16 protein-coding genes are annotated in these 20735 nt (G+C 72.3%); 6 read left to right on the forward strand and 10 right to left on the reverse strand.

Translation table 11 applies throughout. The annotated features are described in order from the left end of the window. The first annotated feature begins 243 nt into the window (after positions 1 to 243). The gene (locus QMZ92_RS09170) at positions 244 to 732 is read left to right on the forward strand and encodes a hypothetical protein (protein ID WP_283296739.1); all 489 of its coding nucleotides are present in this window, start codon (positions 244 to 246) and stop codon (positions 730 to 732) included. A gap of 55 nt (positions 733 to 787) precedes the next feature. Here the strand turns inward: QMZ92_RS09170 and QMZ92_RS09175 are convergent, their stop codons facing one another. The 4 genes from QMZ92_RS09175 to QMZ92_RS09190 form a co-directional block, all read right to left on the reverse strand. Further along, positions 788 to 1249, reverse strand: a complete 462-nt coding sequence (locus tag QMZ92_RS09175; RefSeq protein ID WP_283296812.1) for an anthrone oxygenase family protein — start codon at positions 1247 to 1249, stop codon at positions 788 to 790. Positions 1250 to 1376: 127 nt separating this feature from the next. Then, positions 1377 to 2975 carry a vWA domain-containing protein gene (locus QMZ92_RS09180; protein ID WP_283296740.1) on the reverse strand — a complete coding sequence of 533 codons (1599 nt, stop codon included), beginning with the start codon at positions 2973 to 2975 and terminating at the stop codon, positions 1377 to 1379. A 194-nt stretch (positions 2976 to 3169) separates the two neighbouring features. Next, complete coding sequence (locus QMZ92_RS09185; RefSeq protein WP_283296741.1) at positions 3170 to 4063, reverse strand: ABC transporter permease; 894 nt, start codon at positions 4061 to 4063, stop codon at positions 3170 to 3172. Next, a complete protein-coding gene (locus QMZ92_RS09190; RefSeq protein ID WP_283296742.1) occupies positions 4060 to 6891 on the reverse strand; it encodes an alpha/beta fold hydrolase in 2832 nt (943 codons plus the stop codon). The genes QMZ92_RS09185 and QMZ92_RS09190 overlap by 4 nt, the downstream gene beginning before the upstream one ends. Before the next feature lie 538 nt (positions 6892 to 7429). On the opposite strand from QMZ92_RS09190, the gene QMZ92_RS09195 reads away from it, so the two are divergent. After that, positions 7430 to 8599 carry a S8 family peptidase gene (locus QMZ92_RS09195; protein ID WP_283296813.1) on the forward strand — a complete coding sequence of 390 codons (1170 nt, stop codon included), beginning with the start codon at positions 7430 to 7432 and terminating at the stop codon, positions 8597 to 8599. Positions 8600 to 9156: 557 nt separating this feature from the next. Beyond that, entirely contained in the window at positions 9157 to 10626 is a 1470-nt protein-coding gene (locus QMZ92_RS09200) for an MFS transporter (RefSeq protein WP_283296743.1), read from the forward strand. Between the two features lie 158 nt (positions 10627 to 10784). Here QMZ92_RS09200 and QMZ92_RS09205 read toward each other — a convergent pair whose 3' ends face one another. From QMZ92_RS09205 to iolC, 6 genes are all read right to left on the reverse strand, one after another. Next, on the reverse strand, positions 10785 to 11648 hold the full coding sequence (locus QMZ92_RS09205; protein WP_283296744.1) for an alpha/beta fold hydrolase: 864 nt from the start codon (positions 11646 to 11648) through the stop codon (positions 10785 to 10787). Between the two features lie 606 nt (positions 11649 to 12254). Continuing rightward, on the reverse strand, positions 12255 to 13757 hold the full coding sequence (locus tag QMZ92_RS09210; RefSeq protein WP_283296745.1) for a CoA-acylating methylmalonate-semialdehyde dehydrogenase: 1503 nt from the start codon (positions 13755 to 13757) through the stop codon (positions 12255 to 12257). Positions 13758 to 13780: 23 nt separating this feature from the next. Further along, a complete protein-coding gene (iolD, locus tag QMZ92_RS09215; protein ID WP_283296746.1) occupies positions 13781 to 15697 on the reverse strand; it encodes a 3D-(3,5/4)-trihydroxycyclohexane-1,2-dione acylhydrolase (decyclizing) in 1917 nt (638 codons plus the stop codon). Then, positions 15694 to 16521, reverse strand: a complete 828-nt coding sequence (gene iolB, locus QMZ92_RS09220; protein WP_283296747.1) for a 5-deoxy-glucuronate isomerase — start codon at positions 16519 to 16521, stop codon at positions 15694 to 15696. Before iolB ends, iolD begins: the two co-directional genes overlap by 4 nt. A gap of 16 nt (positions 16522 to 16537) precedes the next feature. Continuing rightward, positions 16538 to 17428, reverse strand: a complete 891-nt coding sequence (locus QMZ92_RS09225; protein WP_283296748.1) for a Cgl0159 family (beta/alpha)8-fold protein — start codon at positions 17426 to 17428, stop codon at positions 16538 to 16540. Then, complete coding sequence (gene iolC / locus QMZ92_RS09230) at positions 17425 to 18489, reverse strand: 5-dehydro-2-deoxygluconokinase (protein ID WP_283296749.1); 1065 nt, start codon at positions 18487 to 18489, stop codon at positions 17425 to 17427. The genes QMZ92_RS09225 and iolC overlap by 4 nt, the downstream gene beginning before the upstream one ends. A gap of 130 nt (positions 18490 to 18619) precedes the next feature. Between iolC and QMZ92_RS09235 the strand changes: the two genes are divergently transcribed. From QMZ92_RS09235 to QMZ92_RS09245, 3 genes are all read left to right on the forward strand, one after another. Next, positions 18620 to 19531 (forward strand): sugar phosphate isomerase/epimerase family protein, encoded by a 912-nt coding sequence (locus QMZ92_RS09235; protein WP_283296750.1) that lies wholly within the window; start codon positions 18620 to 18622, stop codon positions 19529 to 19531. A 228-nt stretch (positions 19532 to 19759) separates the two neighbouring features. Further along, on the forward strand, positions 19760 to 19957 hold the full coding sequence (locus QMZ92_RS09240; protein ID WP_283296751.1) for a helix-turn-helix transcriptional regulator: 198 nt from the start codon (positions 19760 to 19762) through the stop codon (positions 19955 to 19957). Positions 19958 to 20041: 84 nt separating this feature from the next. Next, positions 20042 to 20629 (forward strand): GNAT family N-acetyltransferase, encoded by a 588-nt coding sequence (locus tag QMZ92_RS09245; protein WP_283296752.1) that lies wholly within the window; start codon positions 20042 to 20044, stop codon positions 20627 to 20629. Positions 20630 to 20735: the final 106 nt, after the last annotated feature.

Consider the following 20735-nt stretch of genomic DNA (forward strand, 5'->3'; position numbering starts at 1 on the left):
TAGAGAACACGGGACGACCGTATGCGCATCCCGGTTCGCGGCGGCGTCACCACGGCACGGCCACGGCGGGGCGGCTCACCCGCTCGGCGCAGCGCGGGCCGGCAGGGCACCCTCCCATGGGGCCCTCGGGCGATCGGCACACGTGGCTTGTCCGGCTCGGGTGGGCACGCAACACGGGGTAGCATGCGGGCCTTTGGGGTCCGGAAGGATCCGATGGGGACACGAGCGCAGGAGGAACGACACATGGCGCCCACTCCCCGGCCAGGCGTGCTCGCACTGCTGACCGAGCTGACCGGCGATCTGCCACCGGACCGGGCCGGCGCGTTATGGCGTCTGGCGGAGGAGTCACGGCAGCTCGACGCGAACCTGGTGCGGCTGCCCGCCGGTGGCCGGATCGCCGGGCATGTGGAACCCGACCTGGACGTGCTGCTGTTCGTGGCCGCCGGTGACGGAGTGCTCGAGCTGGAAGGCAGGCCGCAGGACGTGGTCGCGGGCGCGGTGGTCTGGCTGCCGCGCGGCAGCCGGCGGGCGCTCCGCGCGGGGCCCGGCGGCCTGGTGCAGCTGAGCGTTCACCGCAGGCGCCCCGGACTCGCCATCAGGACGGCGGCGCCGTCCGAGGGCGGCGAGGCCGCCTGTCTGCTGGACCGGGTCTGCCCGGAGTGCGGGCGCCTGGCGACGGAGTCCGGCGCTCGGTACTGCAGCCGGTGCGGGGAGGAACTTCCCGGCCGCTGAGCGGCCGCCGCGTGGGCACAGCGGTTCCGGACCGGGGGTCGCCGTCGGATTCGCGTCAGTTCAGCGCCGCGCCGACGAGGAGGACGAACGCGCCGAGGATCAGGGCGGTACGGATCCGGTGATAGCGGTTCCACCTGGTCTCGAAGCCGGCGCGGACCTCGGGGTCCGGCGACGATTCCGAGGAGGCCAGCGCTTTGTTCAGCGGGACGTTCCCGACGATGGTCACCAGGTGGTTCAGCGCGGCGCACACGAGCGCCGTCAGCACCAGCCACGTCCGGGTGGCCGAGCCGTCCTCGCCCGGCACGGCGAGCGCGGCGGCCGGGAACACGACGACGGCCAGGAAGACCGCCAGGAAAACCGGCCGCGGCACCTCTTCGTTGATGCGCCGCATCGCGGGCACGAAGCGGTCGTCGGAGAGCCTGGCGAGCGCGGGCATGACGCCCGTCTGGAAGATCAGCATGAAGCCCGCGTAGAGACCGGTCGCGATGACGGCCAGGGCGAGCAGCAGGTCGGCCATGGTGCTCATGATGACCCGAACGGCACTGTTCCGCAGCCCACTTGGCGAGGCGGGGCACGCGCGCGGCGACGTCCGGCGGGCCGGGGGTGACGACGGTCATCGCGCCCGGCCCCGCCCCGGCCGGTCCTCAGCCGAGCAGCTCGTCCGCGCTGCGGATCGACTCGGCCAGCTGGCGCACGGAGGCGTCCTCCGTGCGGCGCGCCAGTCCGGCCGCGCGTTCCGCGAGGACCCCCAGCCGGGGCGCGCCGGGAGTCTCCGCACCCCGCAGCCGCTGGGCGAAGTACGCGGCTGCGGCGCTGACCTGGAGGCGCGCCGGGGTGCCGCGCGACCACAGGTCGCGGGCGAGGCCGGCCGCATCGACGGTGCCCGTCGCCTCGTGCGGCGCCCGGGTGCGCGGGTCGAGCCAGCGCACGGTCGCCGTGGCCACGCGGCCGGAGGCGTCGTCCTTCAGCCGCAGCGCGTACAGCGCCGTGACCGCGTGGCCGGGACCGACCTCGCCGCCGTCCACCCGGTCGTCGCGGAAGTCCTCGTTCTCGACATGCCGGTTCTCGTATCCGACGAGGCGGAACTCCCGGACCGCCGCGGGGTCGAAGACGACCTGCGCCTTGGCGTCACGGGCGCGCAGTTCCAGGTGGGCGGGAAGCTGGTCGACGAAGACCTTCCGGGCCTGGGCGGGTGTGGAGACGTACGTGGTGTGTCCGTCACCGCGGTTCGTGAGCCGTTCCATGAGCTGGTCGCCGTACTCGCTGCCGACCCCGACGCCGAAGAGGGTGATGCCGAACTCCTTCCGAGCGCTCCCGATCCGCTCCAGGATGACGTCCGCCTCGGTCTCGCCGGTGTTGGCGAGCGCGTCGGAGAGGAGCACGACGCGGTTGTTGGCGCCGCGCCTGCGGCCCTCGACGGCGACGTCGTAACCGGTGCTGACGCCCGCCTCCACGTTGGTGGAGTCGGTCGGCTCCAGGGAGGCGACGACCTCGTGGACCCGATCGCGGTTGCCGTCGAGGCGGGTCATCGGAAGCCGGGTCTCCGCCTCGTCGCTGAAGGTCACCAGGGCGATGGAGTCGTCGTCGCGGAGTTGGCCGGTGAGGATGCCGAGGGATTCCTTGACCAGGTCGAGCCGGCCCGGCTCGGCCATCGACCCGGAGATGTCGACGACGAACGTCAGCGCGGCCGGGGGCCGCTCGGCGGTCCTGCTCGACGGGCGCGTGGCCAGTCCGACCCGCATCAGCGACCAGCCCCCGCCGTCCCCGCTCTCCACCCGCGCGCCGTCCACGGTCACCGAGAAGCCGTTGCCCTCGGGGCGTGGATAGTCCTGGCGGAAGCTGTTGACGAACTCCTCGGGCCGCACCGAGCCGGGTTCCGGCAGCCGGCCGCCGGCAAGGGCGCGGCGCGCGTAGCCGTAGGAGGCCGTGTCCACGTCCAGGGCGAAGGTGGACACGAGGTCCGGCGCGGGGACGGCGTCGTGCTTCTCCTCGCCCTGCGCTCCGTCGTCCCGGTCGCCCTCGGCGGCACGACCGCCGCCGTCGGGGGCCATCGGCGCCGGAGCGCCGTCCGCGCGGCGCTGGCCGCCGTCCGCCGAGGAGCGGTCGGCCTGCGCCCCCGCACCGCATCCGGTCAGCAGCACGGCCCCGGAGAGCAGCGCCGCCAACGCCGCCCTCGTGGTACGGGCAGGTGCCCCTGACCGCGTCGGAGACTCCGTCGGTCGCGTCCTCGTCCAGGCCGTCATGCTCCGCCCCCTGAAATCGTCGGCACTTGTGAATGTGACGTCCGGGGCGGACCGACGGAGCAGACGAACGCGTTGCGGATGGGTCTCGATGCGGCAACGGCCGCCCGTGGCGGGACGGTTGCGGCGGCGGGCGCACATGCGGGGAGGCCGCCGGGGCGCGTCCGGCACCGCACGGAACGGGGCTTGCGGGCCGCTCAGGACACGATGTCCTTGCGGGCGAACCCGCGGAAGGCCAGGGCGATCAGCACCATGGCGAAGGTCACGGACACCGCCGTGCCCTTCAGCATCCCGCCCCATTCGAGCTGAGGCTGGAGGGCGTCCGCCCAGGCGAACTGCCAGTGCGCCGGCAGGAAGTCGCGCCACGAACCGAGCGCCGTCACGGCGTCCAGGACGTTCCCGATGATCGTCAGCCCGACCGCGCCGCCGACCGCTCCCAGCGGTGCGTCGGTCTTGGTGGAGAGCCAGAACGCGAGTCCGGCGGTGACCAGTTGGGAGACGAAGATGTACGCCACGACCAGCGCGAGCCTGGGCAGCGTGTCGGCCGTCGCCAGCGAGCCGCCGGTCGGCAGCCGCAGGGGCCCCCAGCCGTACGCCACGGTCCCCACCGCCAGACCGACCAGCGGCAGCAGGAGCATCGCCGCCGCACTGAAGCCCAGCGCGACCGCCAGTTTCGACCACAGGAGCCGGGACCGGGGGACGGGCGCCGCCAGCAGATACCGCAGGGACGACCAGCTCGCCTCGGACGCCACGGTGTCGCCGCAGAACAGTGCGACCGGCACCACCAGCAGGAACCCTGCCGACACGAACAGGCAGGTGGCGGCGAAGTTGGCGCCCGAAGCGGTCGCCGTGTCCATCAGGTTGATCCGGCCGCCGCCGTCGCCGCGCTCATCGGGTGAGCCGCCGATCGCGAAGGCCGCGATCAGTACGAACGGCAGCGCCGCCAGGATCGCTCCCATCACGAGCGTCCGCCGCCGCTTCAGCTGGCGCACCGCCTCGACGCGCAGCGGCAGGGTGCGCCGGGCCCGGTAACCGGGCGCGGTCGGCACACCGGCCGCGCGGGTGCCGGGGCGCACGGGGGTGGTGCTCATGCGGATGCTCCTCCGATCAGGGTGAGGAACGCGTCCTCCAGTCGCCGGTGCGGTCCGACTCCGGTCACCGGCACGTCCAGCCGGACGAGTTCGGCGACCAGGGTGGCGGCGCTCGCACCGTCGAGGCGGACCAGCACGCCCCCGCCTCCGTCGGCGCGGACGGCGGATCCGACCCCCGGCAGTGCGGCGATCTTCTCCACGAGCGGTGCCGACGGTTCGTCGGCCGTCGTCACCAGCAGGGTGTCGCCGGCGCCGGTGATGTCGGCGACGGGGCCCGCCTGCACCAGGCGACCGCGGTCCATGACGACGAGATGCGTGCAGGACTGCTCGACCTCCGAGAGGAGGTGGCTGGAGACGATGACGGTCCGGCCTCCGGCGGCGTACCGGATCATCACCTCCCGCATCTCGCGGATCTGCGGCGGGTCCAGTCCGTTGGTGGGTTCGTCCAGGATGAGGAGATCCGGCAGTCCGAGCATGGCCTGCGCGATGGCGAGGCGCTGCCGCATGCCCTGCGAGTAGGTGCGGACCGCGCGGGCGAGGGCGTCGCCGAGGCCCGCGATCTCCAGGGCCTCCTCGACGTGGGAGTCCTCGGCGGGTCGGCCGGTGGCCCGCCAGTACAGCTCCAGGTTCTCCCGGCCGGACAGATGCGGCAGGAAGCCCGCGCCCTCGACGAAGGCGCCGACCCGGGAGAGCACGGGCGCCCCGGGCCTGACGGCGTGTCCGAAGACCCTGATCTCGCCGTCGTCGGGGGTGATGAGTCCCATCAGCATGCGGAGCGTGGTGGTCTTGCCGGCGCCGTTGGGGCCGAGGAGCCCGAGCACCTGGCCCTTCTCGACGCGGAGGGAGAGGTCCCGGACCGCGTACCGGTCTGACGACCCGGCGTACCGCTTGGCGAGTCCGGTGATCTGCAGCGGTACGTCGGCGAGTCCGGGGTCCGGGGCGGGCGCCGAGGTCCGGCGGTGCGCGGTGAGCAGCAGAACGGCCGCGATCGACGCGCCCGCCGCTGGGAGGCCCCACACCCACCAGGGCGTACCGGCCGCCTGGGTGGTGACTCCGGGTGCGGTGGGCACGCTCAGGGGTCCTGCGGGGGTGACGGCGTAGGCCGCCGGGGTGGCGGGTGAGGCGTGGGCGAGGTCGGTGGCCGCGAGCACGAGCCGGAGGCGGTGGCCCGCCTCCACCTCGTGGTCCACTGCGGGGAGCGTCAGTTCGACGGTCCGGCCGGCCTTGGCGTCCTCGATCCGGACCGGGGCGACGAGCTGAGCGGGGAGCACCTGCTGTCGGCCGTCCGGGCCGACGTCGTAGACCTTGCCGAAGAGGACCGCTTCCCCGCTGTCCGAAGCGACCTGCACCCGGACGGTGGGCGAGCCGGTGATCCGGGTGCGGCGGTCGAGCGGCGCCGAGTCGAAGCGGGCGTGCTGCCCGGGGAAGTCGAGTGAGAGCCCGACGCCGAGCGAGGAGAACCGCGAGAGCCCGCCGCCCAGTCCGGGCACGCTGGAGATCCCCGGCGGGTTGGCCCCGGCGGGGTTCCGGAAGGTCTGCGTCCCGCCGGCCAGTGCGAACTCGCGGCGTCCCGCTCCCAGGCCCGGATACGCATCGGCCGTGGCTCCGCGCAGGGTCGCCTGTCCATCGGTGGAGTCGACGCCGCCGGTCCGGCTGACGCGGAAAGCGGGGCCGGGGTCGGCGCCCTCGTCTCCGTTCAGGTAGCGGTCGAACCAGGCGGAGATCCGTCCCTGCACCCGTGCCGTCTCCAGATCGCCGCCGTCGTGTCCGCCGGCGATCCAGTCGACGGCGACGGGCGCGCCGTTGCCGGCGATCGCCTCGGCCATGGCGTCGGCGTGGGAGAGCGGGAAGAGCGAGTCGGACTGTCCCTGGACGATGAGCGCGGGTACCTTGATCCGGCCGGCCACCGTGGACGGGCTGCGGGCCTCCAACAGAGCCCGGGCCTCGGCGTCGGGCCTCCCGCTGGTCGCGACGCGCTCGTACATGGCGCACAGGGCGGGCTCGAAACGTCCGCAGGGCGCCGCGGGCCGCCCGGCGGAGGCGCGGTCGTCGTCACGGCCCGTGGCGCCGGGCTGCGTCGGGGCTCCGGTGCCCGCGTCGGTGCCGGCTTCGCCGTCCCGGGCCCTGCCGTTGCCTGCTCCGGCCCCGGCGGGAGCGTCCGCGGGCTGTTCACCGGCGTCGGGAACGAGCCCCGACCCGCCGGCCGAACCGACCGTGAAGAACATGCCCGCCCAGAGCTTCTTGAAGACGCCGTCCGGGAAGAGCGCGTCAGCGAGGTTCCAGTACGTGATCTGCGGAGCGATGGCATCGACCCTGCGGTCGTGGCCCGCCGCGAGCAGGGCGACGGCGCCTCCGTAGGACGCTCCGGTGACCCCGACGCGGGGGTCGCCCTCGGCGTCCAGCTCCACCTCCGGTCGCCCGGCGAGCCAGTCGATCAGCCGTGAGACGTCCTTGACCTCGTGCTCGGGGTCGTTCAGCCCGATGGTGCCGGTGGACTTGCCGAAGCCGCGCGCGGACCAGGTCATGACGGCGTAGCCGTCCCTCGCCAGCGCCTCGGCCTGCTGCCGTACGGAGTCCTTGCTGCTGCCGAAGCCGTGCCCGATCAGCACCGCGGGCCTGCGGCCGTCCCCGGACGTGAAGTACGAGGTGTCGATCCTCGCGCCCGGCACGGTCAGCACCCGGTCCTCGCGGTGCACGGCGGGCTCGTCGTCCGAGGCCGCGGCGGTCCAGGTGCCCGCGCCCCCGAGCACGGCGAAGGCGGCGACGGCCGCGAGCCATCGGCTTCGGCGCCGGGGCAGCACGGCTCGTCCGGGGAGTCGGATCCTCATGCCCGAAACCATAAGCGGACGGCCGGCCCGGTTTCCGCTGCCGCCGGTCGGAACTCCATGACCTCCTCGGGTAGTACCGGATGCCCTCGCCGTACACCAGCCGCGGTACACGGAATCAGGAACTCCAGGTGTGCGGGACGGACCGGGCGCGCGTACGGCCAGGGCGCTCGACGGGACGCGCCGGTGGGCGCAACGAGCCGTGCGGGCTTCCGGCCGGGTCTCCGGGACGCCTCGAGCGGAGTGGTTTCACCGTCACCGTCCAGCACTTCACCGCATGTCGCTCATGGCTGGTTCATCCCGATGCGTGACGGGACCGCACAAGCCCGTGCGCACCGTGCGGATGTCGCCGATGTCCGCCAAATTACCCATGCCACCAGGGCTTTTGCTCCAACCCATCGGTAACAACCCCTTGTGTGCCGCATCACCTCACGAGACGCTGTGCCGGCATCCGCACCGCCGCGCGGATGTTTGTCATGCTCCGATCAAAGAGAGAGGTCAGGTGCACGAGATGAGATTCACTGCCCGCCGCTCCATACGTATGGGCGCGCTGCTCTCCGCAGCCGTCGTCGCGGCCGGTCTCCAGTTCGCCGTCACCCCCACAGCGCACAGCGCGCCGCTCGGCGATCTCCGTCTCGCCCCCACTGCAACCGCCGTACAGAACAGCTGGATCGTCGTCCTGAAGGACGACGGCACCCGTGTCTCCGAACTCGCCGCCGCCGAGGACGTGACCCCCAAGCGCGTCTTCCGGTCGGTGCTGAACGGCTTCTCCGCCTCCATGTCCAAGGCCAAGGCCGAACGGCTCGCCGCCGACCCGCGGGTGGCCTACGTGGAGCAGAACAGCGTCATCCGCCTCAACGAGACCCAGACGAACGCGACCTGGGGTCTGGACCGCGTGGACCAGCGCAGTCTGCCGCTGTCGACGACGTACACGTACAACGCGACGGCCGCGAACGTGAACGCGTACATCATCGACACCGGCATCCGCACCTCGCACGCCGAGTTCGGCGGCCGGGCGGGCGTCGGCACGGACACCGTCGGCGACGGCCGGAACGGCCAGGACTGCCAGGGCCACGGCACACATGTCGCCGGCACCGTGGGCGGCAAGACGTACGGGGTCGCCAAGGACGTCAACCTGATCGCGGTTCGCGTCCTGGGCTGCGACGGCTCCGGTACGACCGAGGGCGTCATCGCGGGCGTCGACTGGGTGACGGCGAACGCGTCCAAGCCGGCCGTGGCCAACATGAGCCTGGGCGGCAGCGCCAGCGCCGCCCTGGACGACGCGGTGAAGCGGTCCATCGCCTCGGGTGTCAGCTACTCGATCGCGGCGGGCAACGGCATCCTGATCGGCATCCCCGTGAACGCGTGCAACTACTCGCCCGCCCGCGTCCCCGAGGCCATCACGGTCGGCGCCACGGACAGGAGGGACCGGCGGGCGTCGTTCTCCAACTACGGTTCGTGCCTCGATCTGTTCGCCCCCGGCGTGGACGTCATCTCCGCGTGGAAGGACGGCGACGGCGCCACGAACACCATCTCCGGTACGTCGATGGCCACCCCGCACACCGCGGGTGTCGCCGCGCTCTACCTGGCGAACAACCCCACGGCGTCCCCGGCACAGGTCCGCGACGCCCTCGTCAACAACGCGACCAGCGACAAGGTCACGGACCCGCGCGCGGGATCCCCGAACAAGCTGCTGCACTCGCTGTTCTGATCCCGGCGGCGCGGCCGGGACGAACGGCCCGGTCCGGCGTCCCGGCCAGGGCGATCCCCGCCGCCACGGCGACGGCTCCGGAGCAGCGGCCGTGAGATGCCCGAGGAGCTCCTCCCCGACGGGGCAGGACCGCTCCTCGGGCATCAGCCGTCGTGCGGCTGCGCCCCCGGCGTACCCGGTCGTGCATCCCGTGCGCGGGCGGGGTCATGCCGTCGATGTGCACCGTCCGCTGGTCCGCGAACCGGGGCCGACGCCCCCCAGGCGCGTCCCGGCGCAGCGAGCGACACGACAGGGCCACCGGCCGCATCGGCACGTCGCCCGGAGGAACGAGGTTGCGATCCGCGGCGAGCGGCGTCACGGCCGGGACCTTCCAGCCGCTGCTCGGCTTCTGGTCCGCACCCGGACGCCGGGAGCGGCACACCAGCTCATGCACGACGGATACGACATTCGTCGCAGCATTGAGCAAATACACTCGAACAACAGCCGTGTCCTGCATAGTGAACACTCCACGACACGGGTCATCGGATCAGCCGTCTTCGCCCGTACCCGGCCGGCCCGTGTTCACCGCCGCACGGGAGAGCACCATGGACTCCGGCCACCAGCACGGGAAGCGCCGTACCGGCGAAAACGCCCCGCGCACGCACGAAGCCGGCTCCCGGCCGTCGCGCCCCGGGCTGACGCTGATCGCCTCCTCGCTGTGCATCTTCGTCGTGCAGCTCGACTTCCTGGCGCTGAACCTGGCCCTGCCCCAGATGGCATCGGATCTGGGCACGACCACCACGGACCTCCAATGGGTGATCAGCGGCTACATGCTGGCGCTGGCTGCCGCCCTGATCCCGGGCGGCAGACTCGGGGACATCGTCGGCCGCAAGCGAATGCTGATCATCGGCCTCGTCGTCTTCTCCCTGTGCTCACTCGGCGCCGGTCTCGCCTCCACCCCCGAAGCCGTGACCGTGATGCGGATCGCCCAGGGCGCCGGAGCGGGCGTGCTGTTCCCGCTCGCCATCGCCGTGATCACCGACGCCTACCCACCCGACCGGACGATGCGGGCCATCGGGAACGCCTACGGGGTGGGGGCCCTGGCCCTGGCCCTCGGTCCCGTGTTCGGCGGCGGGGTGACGGAGCTGCTGAGCTGGCGGGTGGTGTTCTTCGTCAACGTCCCCGTGGGTGCGGCGGCCATCGCCATGGTCGTCGCCGGGGTACGCGAGTCGCGTGACACCACGGTGCCCCGCTCCATCGACCTGCCGGGCCTGGTCATGGTGACCTTCGGCATCGCTCTCGTGACGCTCACGGTGGACCGTCTGCGAGCCTGGCCCGCCGGAGTCACCGTGGGTGTCGCCGCCGCCGGGGTGCTGCTCCTGGCCGGGTTCGTGCTGCGGGAGCGGGTGGCGCGCTGGCCGCTGGTCGCGCTCGATCTCTTCCGCAACAAGCCCTTCGTGGTCATCACCCTGATGGCGACCGTCGCGAACATCTCCTTCGTCCTGGCCATGTACGGCGTCACGATCTACCTGCAGCAGGCCGCCGGGCACACGCCGCTCACGGCCGGAATGATCTTTTTGGCCGCATCCGTCGCCGCGGGCGTGGCGGCGCCGCTCTCCGGGCGGCTCGGCGAGCGCTTCGACGTGCCGCGGACGATGGGCGTCATGACCCTGGTCGGCGCGCTCGGCCTCTTCCTCGTGTCGCTCGGCGGCGACTTCCGGTCCTACATTCCCGGTCTCGCGCTGACCGGATTCGGATACGGCATGGGGTGGGCGATGGGCAGCAGCGGCACCCAGGCCGTCGTCCCCTCCGAGCGGGCCGGTCAGGCCTCCGGTGTGGAACTCGCCATCGTCATCGGGGTCGCCGGCGTGTGTGTGGCCGCCGGTGCGACCCTGATCGAAGTCCGCACCAGCAGTGTCGGGCTCGCCTCGGCGATCGACGGCGTACTCCGATGGATCGCGATCGGCAGCGCCGTCGCCGCGACCGCCCTGGGCATCGCCACCGCCCGTGCGACGCCGTCGGAGCACGGTCGCGGTTCCCGAGTGTGAAGCCGTGGCGAGTTCCCGCGAGGGTGCCCCGCGTCTCGCCACCCCCCGGCAGTGGCACCGGCGGGCAATGACGCGCGGCAGCACCGCCGGCCGGATGGCGCCGCCCGCAGTGCTGCCGACCCGCTGCGAGCGACCGGCACCCCGGCGCGCCTTGCCGGTCAGAGCCCGGCGTCGACGGGTGTGTCGAGGAAGGAGCGGACCTCCCGGTTGAACGCGTCAGGGTTCTCCCAGAACGCGAAGTGACTGCCGCGCTCGCCGAGAATCCGCAGGGTGGCACCGGGAATGGCCGAGGCCACCGACTGCGCCGCGGTGGACGGGATCACACTGTCGTTCCCGCCGATGACCAGCGTCGGCACGGTGATCCTGGGCAGGACGTCGCGCCAGTCCTGCATGACGTTGTCCAGCAGCAGCCTGCCGGCGTACTCCCGCGGCAGCAGAAGGTTCTGGGCGAGGACCCACTGGCGGTCCGCCTCGGCGGCGGCCGGCGTCCACATGGCGTCGAGGAAGTCGGCACTGAGTGCCTCGGCGTCCGAGCGCGGGTCGCGGAGTCCCGCGACGACGTCCGCGATCTGCCCGAGGCCGTACAGCGCGCCCAGACGTTCCGCGAGGCCGTCCGGCCAGTACGGCTGCCGGACCAGAACGGCGGGTTCGTCGAAGAGCACCAGGCGCGCCAGCCGGTCCCCGCCGAACAGGTCCCAGTAGGACCATGCCAGCGCGCAGCCCATCGAATGGGCCACCCAGACGACCTCGGTGAGACCCAGGAGCCCGACGAGCTCACGGATGTCGGACGCCAGACGGGCGATCCGGTAGCCGTGATCCGGCCGGTCGGAACCACCGTGACCACGATGGTCGACCGCGATGACATGGTGTGTGCGGGCGAATTCGGCGATCTGGTGTCGCCACTGAGCGGCGGACTGCGACCAGCCGGGCACGAGCAGCATGTCCGGACCGCTGCCGGCCTCGAGATAGTGCAACCGCACTCCGTCGTTGGTCGTGGCGTGACCACTGCGAACGCCGCGCATTCCGTCCTCCTCAGGCACAGCCGCCGCGCCCGGCGGGCCCCCGCGCGAGGAAGCGCGGCGAGGCTCCTCCGATTCCGCACTGCCGCAGACTCGGGAAACGATCATGCCGGTGCCTGCCGTACCGATCAACCTCCCGCACCGGCCGCCCGCTCCGCAGACGGGTGTACACGCTCCCAGCCCGCAGACGGCCAACGCCCGCACGTCATGGGCACACCCCTGCGAACGCGGTGTGACGACCACCCGTCCTCCGGTCCCGCTTCAGACGGGTCCGGGAACCGGCCGCCCCGTGCGGCGGGCATGCCGATCGCAGGAGTCGTACGCCCGGTGGACGGTGATCGTGGTCCCGGTGTGAAGCGCCCGGATCCGGTACGCGGGTGGCGTCATGGCGCTCGAACGCCGCCCGCGAGGGCCGAGGCAACGCCCGTGGTTCTCCCCGGGGCCCGCGGAACCCGGGACGCACGAAGTCCGGCCCCGCGTACGCGAACCCCGCGCCGGCCCGCCGAACGCGGACGGCCCGTGACGCCGCACGCGGCCCGTACGGGTGAGGGTTCCGTACGGGCCGCGTGGCGTCGCGGGCCGGGTGGCGCCGAGGTTCGGCGGGGGCCGTCAGTGGTTGCGCGGGAAGCCGAGGTCGACGCCGCCGTGAGGCTCGGAGGGGTCGGGCCAGCGGGTCGTGACGACCTTGCCGCGGGTGTAGAACTGCACGCCGTCGTTGCCGTAGACGTGCAGGTCGCCGAAGAGCGAGTCCTTCCAGCCGCCGAAGGAGTGGTAGCCCACCGGGACCGGGATCGGCACGTTCACGCCGACCATGCCCGCCTGCACCTCCAGTTGGAAGCGCCGGGCTGCGCCGCCGTCACGCGTGAAGATCGCCGTTCCGTTGCCGAACGGCGAGGCATTGATGAGCGCGAGGCCCTCCTCGTAGGTGTCGGCGCGCAGCACGCACAGGACGGGGCCGAAGATCTCGTCCCGGTACGCGTCGGAGTCGGTGGACACCTTGTCGAGGAGGGAGAGTCCGATCCAGTGGCCGTCCTCGTAGCCGTCGACGGTGTAGCCCGTGCCGTCGAGGACGACGTCGGCGCCCTGGCCCGCGGCACCGTGGACGTACGAGGCGACCTTGTCACGGTGCGCCTTGGTGATGAGCGGACCCATCTCCGACGTCGGGTCGTCGCCCGGGCCGATCTTGATCTTCTCGGCCCGCTCGCGGATCTTGTCGACGAGTTCGTCGCCGACGGCGCCGACGGCCACGACCGCGGAGATCGCCATGCAGCGCTCGCCCGCGGAGCCGTACGCGGCGGAGACGGCGGCATCGGCGGCCGCGTCCAGGTCGGCGTCCGGCAGGACGAGCATGTGGTTCTTGGCACCGCCGAGCGCCTGGACGCGCTTGCCGTTCGCCGAGGCGGTGGTGTGGATGTGGCGGGCGATCGGCGTCGAGCCGACGAAGGAGATCGCCGAGACGTCCGGGTGTTCCAGGAGGCGGTCGACGGCGACCTTGTCACCCTGGAGGACGTTGAACACGCCGTCCGGCAGCCCCGCCTCGGCGAGCAGTTGGGCGATCTTCAGCGACGGGGACGGGTCCTTCTCGCTCGGCTTGAGGACGAAGGTGTTGCCGCAGGCGATGGCGAGCGGGAACATCCACATCGGCACCATCGCGGGGAAGTTGAACGGCGTGATGCCGGCCACGACCCCCACGGGCTGGCGGATCGCCGCCACGTCCACCCGGTTGGACACCTGGGTCGACAGCTCACCCTTGAGCTGCGTGGTGATCCCGCAGGCCAGGTCCACGATCTCCATGCCGCGGGCCACCTCGCCGAGCGCGTCCGAGTGGACCTTGCCGTGCTCCGCGGTGATCAGCTCGGCGATCGCGTCGCGGTTGGCGTCGAGCAGCGCGCGGAAGCGGAAGAGGATCGAGGTGCGCTGGGCGAGGGAGGAGGTGCCCCAGGTCTCGAAGGCGGCCTTCGCCGAGGCGACGGCGCTGTCGACCTCCTCGACCGACGCGAGAGCGACGCTCGTGGTCACGGCACCGGTCGCCGGGTCGGTGACCGGTCCCCAGTTGCCGGACGCGCCCTCGACGATCTTGCCACCGATCCAGTGGTTGACGGTCTTCGTCATGACGGAAAGCTCCTTCGGGTCCCTCAGAGATGGCGGCGCCGGGCTGCGACTTGCCGGTCGTACTCCTCCCGGGCCTTGACCGCCGACGGGCGGGTCGCGGTCTCGGCCACAGGAACATCCCACCACGCCTGTGCCGGGGGTGCGCCCGACACAGTGTCTGCCGTTTCGGTCTCGACGTAGACACATGTGGGGCGGTCCGCCGCGCGGGCCTCGGAAAGGGCTTCGCGCAGGTCACGCACGGTCCTGGCGCGGATGACCCGCATCCCGAGGGATGCGGCGTTGGCGGCGAGGTCGATCGGGAGCGGCTCTCCCGTGTACGCGCCTCCCCCGGTGCCCCCGGGCCCTCCCGGCCCGCCGGCCTGCGACGCCCCCGGCTCCCGGTGGCGGTAGGCGGTGCCGAACCGCTCGGAGCCGACCGCCTCGGAGAGTCCGCCGATCGACGCGTACCCGTGGTTCTGCAGGACGACCACCTTGATCGGGACGTTCTCCTGGACCGCCGTGACGATTTCGGTGGGATTCATCAGATAAGTCCCGTCTCCGACGAGCGCCCACACGGGCCGCCCGGGAGCGGCCATGGCGACCCCGATGGCCGCCGGGATCTCGTAGCCCATGCACGAGTAGCCGTACTCCACGTGGTACTGGTCGCGGGAGCGCGTCCGCCACAGCTTGTGGAGGTCGCCCGGGAGCGAGCCGGCGGCGTTGATCACGATGTCGTCGCCGGTGACCAGGCCGTCGAGGGCGCCGAGGACCTGGGTCTGGGTGGGGCGCGCGTCCTCGTCGGGCGCCTCGTAGGCGGTGCCGACCCGGCGCTCCCAGCGCTCCTTTCCGTCCGCGTACTCCGTCTCGTAGCCGTGTTCGACACGGTGTCCGCGCAGAGCCTCGGTCAGGGCCTCCAGTCCGGTCCTGGCATCCGCGACGAGCGGGAGCGCGGCGAGCTTGTGGGCGTCGAAGCCGGTGATGTTGAGGTTGAGGAAGCGGACACCGGGGTGGCCGAAGAGGGTCGCCGAGGCGGTCGTGAAGTCGGTGTAGCGGGTGCCGACGCCGATGACCAGGTCGGCCGTCCCGGCGAGTTCGTCGGCGGTGGCGGTGCCGGTGTGGCCGATGCCGCCGACGTCCGCCGGGTGGTCGTACGGGAGCGAGCCCTTCCCTGCCTGGGTCGAGGCGACGGGGATCCCGGTGGCCTCGGCGAGGGTCCGCAGGGCGCCCTCCGCCCCGCTGTGGTGCACTCCCCCGCCTGCGACGATCAGCGGCCGGCGCGCGGACCGTACGGCGCGGACCGCCGCGGCGAGTTCCTCCGGATCCGGCCACGGCCGGCGCACGTGCCAGACGCGTTCGGCGAAGAACTCCTCCGGCCAGTCGTACGCCTCCGCCTGCACGTCCTGCGGCAGCGCGAGCGTGACCGCGCCGGTCGCGGCCGGGTCGGTGAGGACCCGCGCCGCGGCGAGCGCTGCCGGGACCAGCGCCTCGGGACGGGTGATCCGGTCGAAGTAGGCCGACACCGGGCGGAGGCAGTCGTTCACCGACACGTCCCCCGCGTACGGGACCTCCAGCTGCTGGAGGACGGGGTCTGCGGGGCGGGTCGCGAAGGTGTCGCCGGGCAGGAGCAGGACCGGCAGCCGGTTGACGGTGGCGAGGGCGGCTCCGGTCACGAGGTTGGTGGCGCCCGGGCCGATGGAGGTCGTGACGGCGTGCGTGGACAGGCGGTTGGACTGGCGGGCGTGACCGACGGCCGCGTGCACCATCGCCTGCTCGTTGCGCCCCTGGACGAAGGGCAAGTCCTCGGACTCGAGGAGGGCCTGCCCGATCCCGGCCACGTTGCCGTGGCCGAAGATGCCCCACATGGCTCCGACGAGCCGCTGTCTGCGGCCGTCGCGCTCGGTGTACTGACGGGCCAGGAACCGCACCAGCGCCTGCGCGACGGTCAGCCTCGGTCCGCTCATCGGTAGCCCTCCGTGTGGTCGGGGTGGAAGCAGATCCGCCACTCTCGCTCGGGCCCGGGGCCCGCCATGACGTTCAGGTAGTACATGCCGTGGCCCGGAGCGGCGATGGAGGGGCCGTGCCAGCCGTCCGGGACGAGGACGGCGTCACCGCTGCGGACCTCGGCGAGGAGATCCGTGCCCCCGGGGCGGGACGGCGAGATCCTCTGGTAGCCGAACCCGTGCTCGCCCTCGATCTCGAAGTAGTAGATCTCCTCGAGTTCCGTCTCCTCGCCGGGGCGGTGCTCGTCGTGTTTGTGCGGCGGGTAGGAGGACCAGTTGCCTCCGGGGGTCAGCACCTCGACGGCGATGAGGCGGTCGCAGTCGAAGGTGCCGGCGGCGGCGAAGTTGTGCACACGGCGGGCGCAGGTGCCCGAACCCCGGTCCTCGACCGGGACCTCCGGCGCGGGGCCGCGGCGAGCGGGGAGTCGTCGCTCGCACTTCGCTCCTGCCAGGGCGAAGCGGCCTCCCGCACCGGAGGCGATCAGTGCCCGGGCGTCGCGCGGGACGTACGCGAAGTCGGTGACTCCGGCGAACACGTTCTCCCTGCCCAGCAGTTCCATGGTCGTGCCTTCGGTGTGCACCGAGCACCCGCCCGCCAGCGGCAGCACGATCCACTCGCTGTCGCCGGTCTCCAGCAGGTGGGAGGCGCCGGGGGCCAGCTTCAGGATCCGCAGCGCGGAGTACCCCCAGCCGGCCGTCCCGGGATCGATGTCGAGCGCGTACGGTCCGGCGGCCGCGGTCCCGGCCCGCAGATGCCGTTCCGGTGCGGTGTTCCTGTGATCCATGAGTCCTCCGTACCCCCTAGAGCAGGCCCACGGCCGTGTCGACCGCCGCCGGGACGTCGCCGTCGACCGGATAGAGCAGTGAACGGCCCGCCACCAGTCCCTGGACCGTGGGAAGTTGCAGCGCCCCGCGCCATTTCTCGTACGCCGCCGCCTGTCCGCCCGCGGGGTCGCCCACGTCGCCTCCGAGCAGCACCGCGGGGAGCGTGGAGGTCTCCATCACCCGTGCCATGTCGTCGGGGTTCTCCGTGACGGGGATCTTCAGCCAGGTGTACGCCGAGGTGCCGGCGAGGCCGGAGGCAATGGCTATGGAACGGGTGACCGCCTCGGCGGAGAGATCGTTGCTCAGCACCCCGTCGACGCGGCGGCAGATGAACGGCTCGACGAAGACCGGCAGCCGGCGGGCGGCCATCTCGTCGATGGCGCGCGCGGTGGAGTGCAGGGTGGCGAGGGAGCCGGGGTCGTCGTAGTCGATGCGGAGGAGCAGCTTGCCCGCGTCGAAGCCGAGCCGCGCGAGGTCCTCGGCACGGTAGCCGGTGAACCTGTCGTCCAGCTCGAAGGCGGCCCCGGCGAGTCCGCCGCGGTTCATCGATCCCATGACGACCTTGTCGTCGAGTGCCCCCAGCAGGAGGAGGTCCTCCAGAATGTCGGCGGTGGCGAGGACGCCGTCCACGCCGGGACGTTCGAGCGCGGTGCACAGGCGCTCCAGGAGGCCCAGCCGGTTGGCCATCGCGTACCGCTGGTCGCCGACGGCGAGCGCGCCGCGGGCGGGGTGGTCGGCTGCGACGATCATCAGTCGGCCGCTGCTGCCGACGAGGGGCCGGCGCCGGCGGCGGGCCGCCGCCTCGGCCACGGCCTCCGGGTGGCGGACCCTGGTCCTGACGAGGTCGGTGAGGTCGACGCGGGTCACGACGCAGCTCCGGGCGCCGCCCCGGTTCCGGGCCCGCCGTCCGTGCCGGGCCGGGGACCGGCGGGCACCTCGGGTTCGGGGTCCGCCTCGGGGCCCGGAGCGTGGCCGTCGAGAAGGGCGTCCACCTCCGCGGCGTAGGGCATGGCCGACGAACAGGCGAGGCGGGCGGCGACGATCGCGCCCGCAGCGTTGGCGAACCGCATCACCCGCTCCAACTCCCAGCCGGAGAGGAGCCCGTGGACCATCGCCCCGCCGAACGCGTCGCCCGCGCCGAGTCCGTTGACCACGTCGACCTTCACCGGCGGCCCCTCCGCGACCGTACCGTCGCTGTGCACGGCCAGAACGCCCTCGGGGCCCTGCTTGACCACGGCCAACTCGACCCCGGCGCCGAGCAGCGCACGGGCGGCGGCGTACGGTTCGCGCTCCCCGGTGGCGATCTCGCACTCCTCGAGATTGCCAACGGCGACGGTGGCGCGGGCGAGCGCCTTCGCGTAGTACGGCCGGGCCCCGTCCGCCGAAGTACCGCCGGCGCTGTCCCAGAACATGGGCCGCCAGTCCAGGTCGAAGACGGTCGTCCCGGACTTCGCCCGGTGCTCGAGCGCGGCGAGCGTGGCCTCCCTGCTGGGCTCGGCGCACAGGCCGGTGCCGGTCACCCAGAAGACCCGCGCCGCACCGATCGCGTCCATGTCCAGCTCTTCGGCGCGCACTTCGAGGTCGGGTGCCTTGGGCTGCCGGTAGAAGTACAGCGGGAAGTCGTCCGGCGGGAAGATCTCGCAGAACGTCACGGGGGTCGGCAGCCCCGGCACCGCGGTGACCCAGCGGTCGTCGACCCGGAACTCGCGGAGCGCCTGGTGGAGGTAGTCCCCGAAGGCGTCCTGGCCGGTCCGGGTGACGACAGCGGCGCGTCGGCCGAGCCGGGCCGCCGCGACCGCCACGTTCGCGGCGGAACCCCCGAGGAACTTCCCGAAGGTGTCGACCTGGGCCAGCGGGACCCCGGCCCGAAGGGGATAGAGGTCCACCCCGATCCGGCCCATCGTGATGACGTCGTACGGCTGAGGCATACGTGTCCCTTCGGTTCCACGCCCGGCTGTCCCCTGGTCTAGCCCGCATCCCTGAGCACTGTCAACATTTTGTCCTTACATTCGGACGAAAGCTTGACACCTTTCTCCGGCGGCCGGAAAGCTGGCCGCCATGACCTCCTCCGCAGCCTCGTTCAACCGCATCCGGATCGGGTCGGCCCCTGACTCCTGGGGCGTGTGGTTCCCCGACGATCCCCGTCAAGTCCCCTGGCAGCGCTTCCTCGACGAAGTGGCACAAGCCGGCTACGAATGGATCGAACTCGGCCCGTACGGCTACCTCCCCACCGACCCCGCACGGCTCAGCGAGGAGACCTCGTCCCGCGGGCTGAAGGTCTCGGCCGGCACCGTCTTCACCGGACTGCACCACGGCCCGGCCGCCTGGGAGAAGACCTGGGCCCATGTCGCCGGCATCGCCGCCCTGACCCGTGCGATGGGCGCGGACCACCTCGTCGTCATCCCGTCCTTCTGGCGCGACGACAGGACCGGCGAGGTGCTGGAGGACCGGACCCTCACGCCCGAGCAATGGCGCCACCTCACCACCCAGACCGAGCGCCTGGGGCAGGAGGTCGGAGACCGCTTCGGGCTGAGGATCGTGGTCCACCCCCACGCGGACACCCACATCGACAGCGAGGAGAACGTCAGCCGCTTCCTCGACGCGACCGACGCCGACCTGGTCTCACTTTGCCTGGACACCGGCCACTACGCCTACTGCGGCGGCGACAGCGTCAAGCTCATCGAGACCTACGGCGAGCGGATCGGCTACCTCCACCTCAAGCAGGTGGACCCGGAGATCCTCGCCGAAGTGGTCGCGAACGAGGTGCCGTTCGGCCCCGCGGTGGCGCGGGGGGTGATGTGCGAACCGCCGGCCGGAGTTCCCGCGCTGGAGCCCGTACTGGCCGCGGCCCAGCGGCTCGACGCCGAGCTCTTCGCCATCGTCGAGCAGGACATGTACCCCTGCCCGCCGGAGAAGCCGTACCCGATCGCCGAACGCACCCGGCGTTTTCTCCGCTCCTGCGGCGCCTGAAACCCCGTTCCCTCCATCTCTTCACCTCCGTCATGTCACAACAGTCACCCCTTCGTCACACATGTCTCGGTTACGCGGGCCTTGCGTCACAGAACCTCGACAGCCCCTCCCCTGTCGTCACTCTGCGTCGTTCAACGGGCACAGGCTGAGTGATCGCCAGCGCCCGCGCCGCAGCTCCCCCGACGGCTCCCCGGCCGCCGCTGCGGCGCATACAGGGAGGTGCCACAGATGACGGACAGAAGACTCTGGTCCTACAAGGACATCGCCGCACACATCAAGGTGCAGCCGGACACGGTCCGTTCGTACCGCAAGCACGGCCTCCTGCCCCCACCGGACCACGTGGAGTCGGGCAAGCCCTACTGGTACGCCGACACCATCCGCGTCTGGGTGGCCAACCGCCCCGGCAACAGGGGGCGCAGGAGCTGAAACACCCAGCCCCGCATCCCCGGGTGCGGGGCCCTACGGGCAAATGACTTGCCCCTCGCACCGCCCCCTTCCGACAATCCCCCGATGACCGAGCGACGACCGGCGGACTTCTCCGTCAAGCCGACCCTCACCGGAGCGAAGGTGGTCCTGCGCCCCTTCTCCGAGGAGGACACCCCCACGATGGCGGCGATCCTGCGCGATACCGAGGCACTTCTCCTCACGGGCTCCGCCGGTACCCCGCCTCTCCCGGACGAGCGGCTGCGCTCCTGGTACGCCACCCGCGGTGATCAGCCCGACCGTCTCGACCTCGGCGTGGTCGACCGTGCCTCGGGCGAGCTCGTCGGCGAGGCCGTCCTGAACAACTGGGACGAGCGGAACCGCAGTTGCAACTTCCGCATTCTGATCGGCCCTCGCGGCCGTGACCGCGGTCTGGGCACGGAGGCCGTCCGGCTCATCACCGGCTACGGCTTCGAGCGGCTCGGGCTGAACCGGATCTCCCTGAGCGTCTACGACTTCAATCCCCGGGCCCGCCGGGCCTACGAGAAGGCGGGCTTCGTCGCCGAGGGCACCGAACGCGAGGTCCTGCGCCACGAGGACGGCTGGGTCGACGCCACGAACATGTCGGTTCTCGCCCGCGAGTGGGCCGTCCACCGAGGCCGGCCCGAGGACTGAACCGGCAGGGGACCAGGCGGCCCGCCCGGCTCGACGATCGCCCCGGCGCCCCATCCATGGCCTGCAGGGCGCGGGGGCGGCTCGATCGGGACCACCGAGATCACCA

The sequence above is a fragment of the Streptomyces sp. HNM0645 genome (genome assembly GCF_030056615.1).
GTDB classification, from domain to species: Bacteria; Actinomycetota; Actinomycetes; order Streptomycetales; family Streptomycetaceae; genus Streptomyces; species Streptomyces marianii.